The sequence below is a fragment of the Burkholderia sp. Se-20378 genome, from assembly GCF_017104665.1.
In the GTDB taxonomy this organism is placed as follows: domain Bacteria; phylum Pseudomonadota; class Gammaproteobacteria; order Burkholderiales; family Burkholderiaceae; genus Burkholderia; species Burkholderia lata.
Genome location: NZ_JAAGPG010000494.1, coordinates 1 through 6,269, shown reverse-complemented (window position 1 = coordinate 6,269; position 6,269 = coordinate 1). Strand labels below are relative to the sequence as shown.

At 65.4% G+C, this 6,269-nt stretch carries 6 protein-coding genes; 5 read left to right on the top strand and 1 reads right to left on the bottom strand.

Annotated features, from left to right (window positions below):
• Positions 1–109: 109 nt before the first annotated feature.
• Positions 110–892, bottom strand: a complete 783-nt coding sequence (locus G3N93_RS32050; RefSeq protein WP_174935600.1) for a Crp/Fnr family transcriptional regulator — start codon at positions 890–892, stop codon at positions 110–112.
• Positions 893–1,814: 922 nt separating this feature from the next.
• Between G3N93_RS32050 and G3N93_RS32045 the strand changes: the two genes are divergently transcribed.
• The 5 genes from G3N93_RS32045 (at position 1,815) to G3N93_RS32025 (ending at position 6,247) form a co-directional block, all read left to right on the top strand.
• Positions 1,815–2,597 carry a Crp/Fnr family transcriptional regulator gene (locus G3N93_RS32045; RefSeq protein WP_206124432.1) on the top strand — a complete coding sequence of 261 codons (783 nt, stop codon included), beginning with the start codon at positions 1,815–1,817 and terminating at the stop codon, positions 2,595–2,597.
• Between the two features lie 179 nt (positions 2,598–2,776).
• The gene (locus G3N93_RS32040; protein ID WP_089427658.1) at positions 2,777–3,028 is read left to right on the top strand and encodes an acyl carrier protein; all 252 of its coding nucleotides are present in this window, start codon (positions 2,777–2,779) and stop codon (positions 3,026–3,028) included.
• Complete coding sequence (locus G3N93_RS32035; protein WP_174935604.1) at positions 3,025–4,221, top strand: acyl-CoA dehydrogenase family protein; 1,197 nt, start codon at positions 3,025–3,027, stop codon at positions 4,219–4,221. The genes G3N93_RS32040 and G3N93_RS32035 overlap by 4 nt, the downstream gene beginning before the upstream one ends.
• Entirely contained in the window at positions 4,218–5,192 is a 975-nt protein-coding gene (locus tag G3N93_RS32030; protein ID WP_206134758.1) for an amino acid--[acyl-carrier-protein] ligase, read from the top strand. The genes G3N93_RS32035 and G3N93_RS32030 overlap by 4 nt, the downstream gene beginning before the upstream one ends.
• Positions 5,189–6,247: a DUF1839 family protein gene (locus G3N93_RS32025; protein ID WP_174935611.1), complete on the top strand. Its 1,059-nt coding sequence runs from the start codon at positions 5,189–5,191 to the stop codon at positions 6,245–6,247. Before G3N93_RS32030 ends, G3N93_RS32025 begins: the two co-directional genes overlap by 4 nt.
• The last annotated feature ends 22 nt before the right edge of the window (positions 6,248–6,269 follow it).

Sequence of the window (6,269 nt, the reverse complement as noted above, 5' to 3'; positions counted from 1 at the left end):
CCCGACGCCGCCTGCGCCGCGAGCGCGCCTGCCAGCACGAGCACAACGTCGGTAACTGCGATCACAGAACGCCGAATCGCATTCGCTCCACCGGACCTCGACTGCATCGTCACGCACCATGTGCCGGGAACCCGCGATGCGTGTCCGGCATGCGGGGCCGAACCGGCGTCGGCCTCGCCGTCCCGCGCGTGCCGAGCAGCCTGCGATAGTCCGCGCGAATCAGGTCGTAGCATTCACACGCGTGATGTTCGAGGCCGTGACGGTCGAGCACCGTGATGCGGCCGCGGCGTTGCCGGATCAGCCCGGCTTCCTGCAGGTTGCCCGCCGCTTCCGTCACGCCTTCGCGCCGCACGCCGAGCATGTTCGCGATCGTCTGCTGCGTGACGGCCAGTTCGTCGCCGTCGATGCGGTCATGCGCAAGCAGCAGCCAGCGGCTGAGCTGCTCGCTGACCGAGTGATGCCGGTTGCACAGCGCGCTGCGCGAGATCTGCGCCATCGCCGCCTGGCAGTAGTTGAGCAGCAGCCGGTAGGTCTCCGGCGAGCGCTCGAATTCGGCGCGCATCACGCAGCTCGGCACGCGATAGGCCATCCCGCCGATGCGGACCTCGACCCGGTGCGACGCCGCGGCGCCGCCGACCATCGTCGCCAGCCCGACCACCCCTTCGCGGCCGACCTGCGCCACCTCGACCATCGCACCGTCTTCCATCAGGTGCTGCACCGACATCATCGACGTCGTCGGAAAATGCACGTGGCGCATCGGCTCGCCGACCCGGTCGAGCATCCCGGCCTTGATCCTGACCAGTTCGAGATGCGGTGCGATGGTGCGGATGCTGTCCTCGGGGAGGGCATCGAGGATGGCATTCGCCGAGTAGCTCGAGTGAAGATGAAGCATGTCTGTATCCCTTTTATCGTCCGCGCCGCCTGCAGCCGCGTGCACGGAACTCGTTATCGCGATGCGCGCCCGGACGTTGGCAGCGGTTGCGGCCACAACCCTGATTCCGACCGACCATCGGCTTGTCGCCGCCGGATCGAGTCGGCCGTCCCGTTTCAACACGCCAGCCCGAATAAGCGATTTACGTGCCAATACATGCCCATCCTTAATATATGAATCACGCCGGATTTAGATCACCCGAATAACCCGTTCAAAAACAAAAAAAGCGTCTCATTTCCGGACACTCTTCCGGGCGACGGACACAGCGCGCCATTTGACTGATCATTTCGCCTGCACCGAACCGGAGCAGCCACAGCGGCACCGCGAGGCTTGTCGCTCATATACTTACAGTCGATTTTCAATTGTTTCCATGATGTGCCGGATAGCACGCCGCTGCGGCATCACGCCTCACACGGTTGTTTGAAACTGTCTCAAACTTGAATCGACACACTAATTTACAGCTCTGTAACCCGGCGCACATTTCGACCACAAGCCTTTGATTTTCATGGATATTCTGGCGCGCACCATTTATTTGTCAAAGAATGTTCAATGCTCGCCCGGCACTTTCCCGATGCGATGCGCGCCACCGCTCAATTGATTCCCGACCGACACGGAATGAATGCCCGAAGTCGAATTCAGCTTCCGGATGATTAATTCCGCCGAAATGAATCATTAAATCCGGATAACGTTTGCACCCGGCCAAAATCGTCAAACTTTGTGAAATGACGCAATGTGCAATTGATTGATTTCAATGGCGTGCTAGCCTTTTTGCCAGTATCGTCACTCCATTTTTGACGAACACAAGTCCGCACGATCGTGCGAATTCCCCATTTTCGGGGTATCGCCGCGACGACGCGTGACCGCCACCCTACGAGGATGCGCCGTGACTCACCAGGCCCCGGAAGCCGTCGCGTACGCGAACGGCATGATCGAGCTTTCCCACAGCTTCGATGCGAACCGCTTTCTCGCGGCCATCGACCGCGACGAGCTCGCGACGCTGGTCCCCCACCTTCAACTCGTCCACCTGAAATCCGGACAAGTGCTCTGCGAGCCCGGCGAAATGCTCGCCGCGGTCTACCTGCCCGTCACGACCGCGATTTCGCTGCAGTACGTGTCGTCCGGCGGGATGACGCTGGAAGTTGCGGAGATCGGCAGCGAGAGCGTGGTGTGCGACGACGTGATCGGCGGCAGCGGCCGGATGCCCTGCCGCGCCGTGGCCTGCCGCGACGGGTTCGTCTACCGGCTCGACCGGCGCGTATTCGCCGCGGCGTTCGACGCATCGCCGGTGATCCGCCATCTGGTGTTCGTGTGCGTGCGGCTGCTGATGGCGCAGGTCTCGCAGATCACGTTCTGCAGCCGTCATCACGTGCTCAAACATCAGTTATGCAGATGGTTCCTGCTCGCGTACGACCGGACCCGCAGCATCGAGATCCAGGTGACGCACAGCATGCTGGCGCAGATGCTCGGCGTGCGGCGCGAAACGGTCACCGATGCCGCGGGCGAAATCCAGAAGCTGGGCCTGATCCGGCAATACCGGAGTTCGATCGAGCTCGCCGACCTCGACGGCCTCGAAAAAATGTCGTGCGGCTGCCGCGCGATCGTGCGCGACGAGATGAAGCGCATTCTGTCGGCCGATTCGGGCGTGCCGGCCGCGTCGCGCGCCTGATTGGCATGCCGCATCGGGCGGCGCTTCCACGCCGCCTGCGTGCCGGGTTAGCCGTTTGTAGGGTGGCGAACAGAACGCCGTGTCTGCCAATGGTCTACTGATGCCGGACTGCCGGGGGGACGTCAGCGCGTATCGCGCGTCTGCCCGAGCGGACGACACCACGCACGCCGGAGCAGCACGTGAAAAACGAAATCAGAACCATCCTGAAGCACGTCGCCCATCTCGAAGCCGCGATCGATTCGATCGGCGACGGGGACGACCTCTACGACGCGGGCCTTTCGTCACTCGACACGATCCAGCTGATGCTCGCGATCGAGAAGCAATTCAACATCGAGATTCCCGACGAGATGCTGAACCGCAACCTGTTCCGCAGCATCGACGCGCTCGCGGACACGATCACCACGCTGCAACGCACCGAGCATTCGGCATGAGCGCGCTGCTTCCCGAACTCGCGGCCGACAGCGATTCGCGTCGGCTCGACGAGGCCGCGCATGCCGTCGCGCAGATCGCCGCGCAGCACGCGGACGCGGTCGACCGCGACGCGCGCTGCCCCGTCGAGGCGATCGAGGCGATGCGCGCGCGCCGCCTGCTCGGCGCGATGGTGCCGACCCATCTCGGCGGCGCGGGCGCGTCGCTGGAAGACATCGCGTCGGCCTGCTCGATTCTCGGCCAGGCCTGCGCGTCGTCGGCGATGGTGTTCGCGATGCACCAGATCCAGGTCGCCTGCATCGTCGACCACGCGCTCGACCAGGGCTGGCACAAGCTGTTCCTGCAGCAGCTCGTGCGCCACCAGTGGCTGCTCGCATCGGCCACGTCGGAAGACGGCGTCGGCGGCAACCTGCGTGCGAGCCAGTGCGCGCTCGACATCAACGGCGGCGAGTTCCGGCTGCGCAAATCCGCGCCGACGATCTCGTATGGCGACTATGCGGACGGCATCCTCGCGACCGCACGACGCGATGCGGACGCGCCGGCTTCCGAGCAGGTGCTCGTCACGCTGCTGCGCGACGGCTACACGCTCACGCGCCGCGGCGAATGGGACACGCTCGGGATGCGCGGCACCTGCAGCAACGGTTTCGAGCTCGATGCGCAAGGCGCCGCCGTCCAGTGCCTGCCGGTGCCGTTCGCGAAGATCGCCGAGGAAACGATGGTGCCGGTGTCGCACATCCTGTGGGCCGCGGTATGGATCGGCGTGGCCGGCGACGCGTTTCACCGCGCACACCAGTTCTTCCGCGCCCAGGCACGCCAGACCGATGGCGCGCCGTCGCCCGCGTCGCGGCGCATCGCCGAATCGCTCGCGCTGATGCAGGCGATGCAGGCCCGCGTCGACAACGTGCTGCGCCTTCATGCGAATCCGGCGTCCCGCTCGTGGTCGGCCGGCATGGCCCGGGCCGCCGAGATCAACACACTGAAGACCTACGTGTCGACGACTGCACTGGAAGTCGCACACCAGGCCATGATGATCTGCGGGATGGCCGGCTACAAGCAGGGCACGCCGTTCAGCATCGGCCGCCACATTCGCGACCTGCATGCGGCGCCGCTGATGATCAGCAACGACCGCATTGCCGTCAACACCTCGAACCTGCTGCTCGCGCTGCGTCCTGCGACGCTGGAGAAACATACGTGAACGATCGCCTTGCCGTGCCCTCCGCCGCCTCCGCTCCCGCCGATGCACCGATCGACCGCGCGGGCGTCAACCCGCTGCGCGACGAACTGATCGACGCGGGCCTGCTGGTCTCCACCGGCATCCAGGGCCTGTTCGGCCGCAGCGAACGGTTCGAGCGCGTCGTGGAAGCGCTCGACGCGTTCGTCACGCGCATCGGCGCCGACCAGCAGGCCGAAGTGCTGCGCTTCCCGCCGGCGATGAGCCGCACCGAGTTCGAGCGCAGCGAATACATGAAGAGCTTCCCGCAACTCGCAGGCAGCGTGCATGCGTTCTGCGGCGACGAACACCAGCACCAGCGCGTACTGCAGTGCCTCGATCGCGGCGACGACTGGACGGAAAGCCAGAAGCCGACCTATGTGGTGATGACGCCGGCCGCGTGCTACCCGGTCTACCCGGTCGTCGCACGCGCGGGCGCGCTGCCGGCCGACGGCCGGATCGTCGACGTCTTCTCGTACTGCTTCCGCCACGAGCCGTCGCTCGACCCGACCCGCATGCAGCTGTTCCGGATGCGCGAGTACGTGCGGATCGGCACGCCCGAGCAGATCGTGTCGTTCCGCGAGACCTGGATCGAACGCGGCACGCGGATGATCCAGGCGCTGCGCCTGCCCAACGCGATCGACCTCGCGAACGATCCGTTCTTCGGGCGAGGCGGCAAGATCGTCGCGAACAGCCAGCGCGAGCAGAACCTGAAGTTCGAGCTGCTGATCCCGATCGAGCACGACGATCGCCAGACTGCCTGCCTGAGCTTCAACTACCACATGGACCATTTCGGGCTGCTGTGGGATATCCGCACCGCGACGGGCGACGTCGCGCACACGGGCTGCGTCGGCTTCGGCCTCGAACGGCTCACGCTCGCACTGTTCCGCCATCACGGCTTCGACATCGACGCATGGCCGCGCGAAGTCCGCGACGTGCTGTGGGGCACGCCATGAGATTCGTGTCCCGCGACGGCGAAGACGCGTCGTTCGAGGATGTGCGCCACCGCGCACGCCACTACCGGCCGCATCCGCTGCATAGCCAGGAGATGGTCTGGAAGCAGACCAACTGCTACGTCGACATGTGGCTCGAAGTGCTCCGGTGGTGGGGCTTCAATCCGTACGCGGCGCTGCCGTTCACGATCGCGCTCGATTTCGAGGGCGACCAGTTCACGTTCTTCAAGTTTCCGCACGACGAACTGGAGCGGCTGTACGGCATCGTCGTGCAGGAGCACTCGATCTACGAACCGCTCGACCAGCACATCGAGACGCAGGTTGCGCGCGGCCACCTGATGATCGTCGAGGTCGACGCGTGGTTCCTGCCCGATACGCGCGGCAGCAGCTACCGCACGCAGCACACGAAGACGACGATCGGCATCGATGCGATCGACCGCGCGAAGCGCCAGATCGGCTACTTCCACAACAGCGGCTATTACGTGGCCGAGGATTTCGACTACACCGGGCTCGTCGGCGGCAGCTCGCCGATGACGCTGCCGCCGTACGTCGAATGCGCGAAGCGGCGGTTTGCGCCGCTCGACGAGCGCGAGCTGTGCGAAACGTCGCTCACCGCGCTGCAGCGCCATCTGCGGCGCCTGCCGATCGTCAACCCGATCGCCGCGTTCCGGCGGCAGTTGCAGACCGATGCGCGGACGCTCGCCGATGCGCCGCTCGAGCACTTTCATGCGTACTCGTTCAACTCGGTGCGGCAGCTCGGCGCGAATTTCGAGCTGTTCGGCCATTACGCGCGCTGGCTCCAGGCCAGCGGCTGCGTCGGGCCGTTCGCCGAGATCCGTGCCGCGTGCGACCGTATCGCGTCCGAAGCGATGGTGCTGGAATTCCGGCTCGCGCGCGCCTGCGCGCGCGGCAAGGAGGAGCGCGGTGACTCGACGCTCGAAGCGATCGAGGCCGCCTACGCGGACGTGGTTGCGTGCGCGCGGCAGATCGCCTTGCCGCTGCGGCACATGACGCCCGTGCGCAGCGACACCGCGGCACCCGTGCCGGCCATGCGGTGACGCGCACGCGTGCCCTGCCCGG

What these genes read in the sequence shown, in the direction of transcription:
- G3N93_RS32025 (WP_174935611.1), top strand. Translation starts at nt 5,189, where the DNA reads ATGAGATTCGTGTCCCGCGACGGCGAAGACGCGTCGTTCGAGGATGTG.
- G3N93_RS32035 (WP_174935604.1), top strand. Translation starts at nt 3,025, where the DNA reads ATGAGCGCGCTGCTTCCCGAACTCGCGGCCGACAGCGATTCGCGTCGG.
- G3N93_RS32050 (WP_174935600.1), bottom strand. Translation starts at nt 892, where the DNA reads ATGCTTCATCTTCACTCGAGCTACTCGGCGAATGCCATCCTCGATGCC.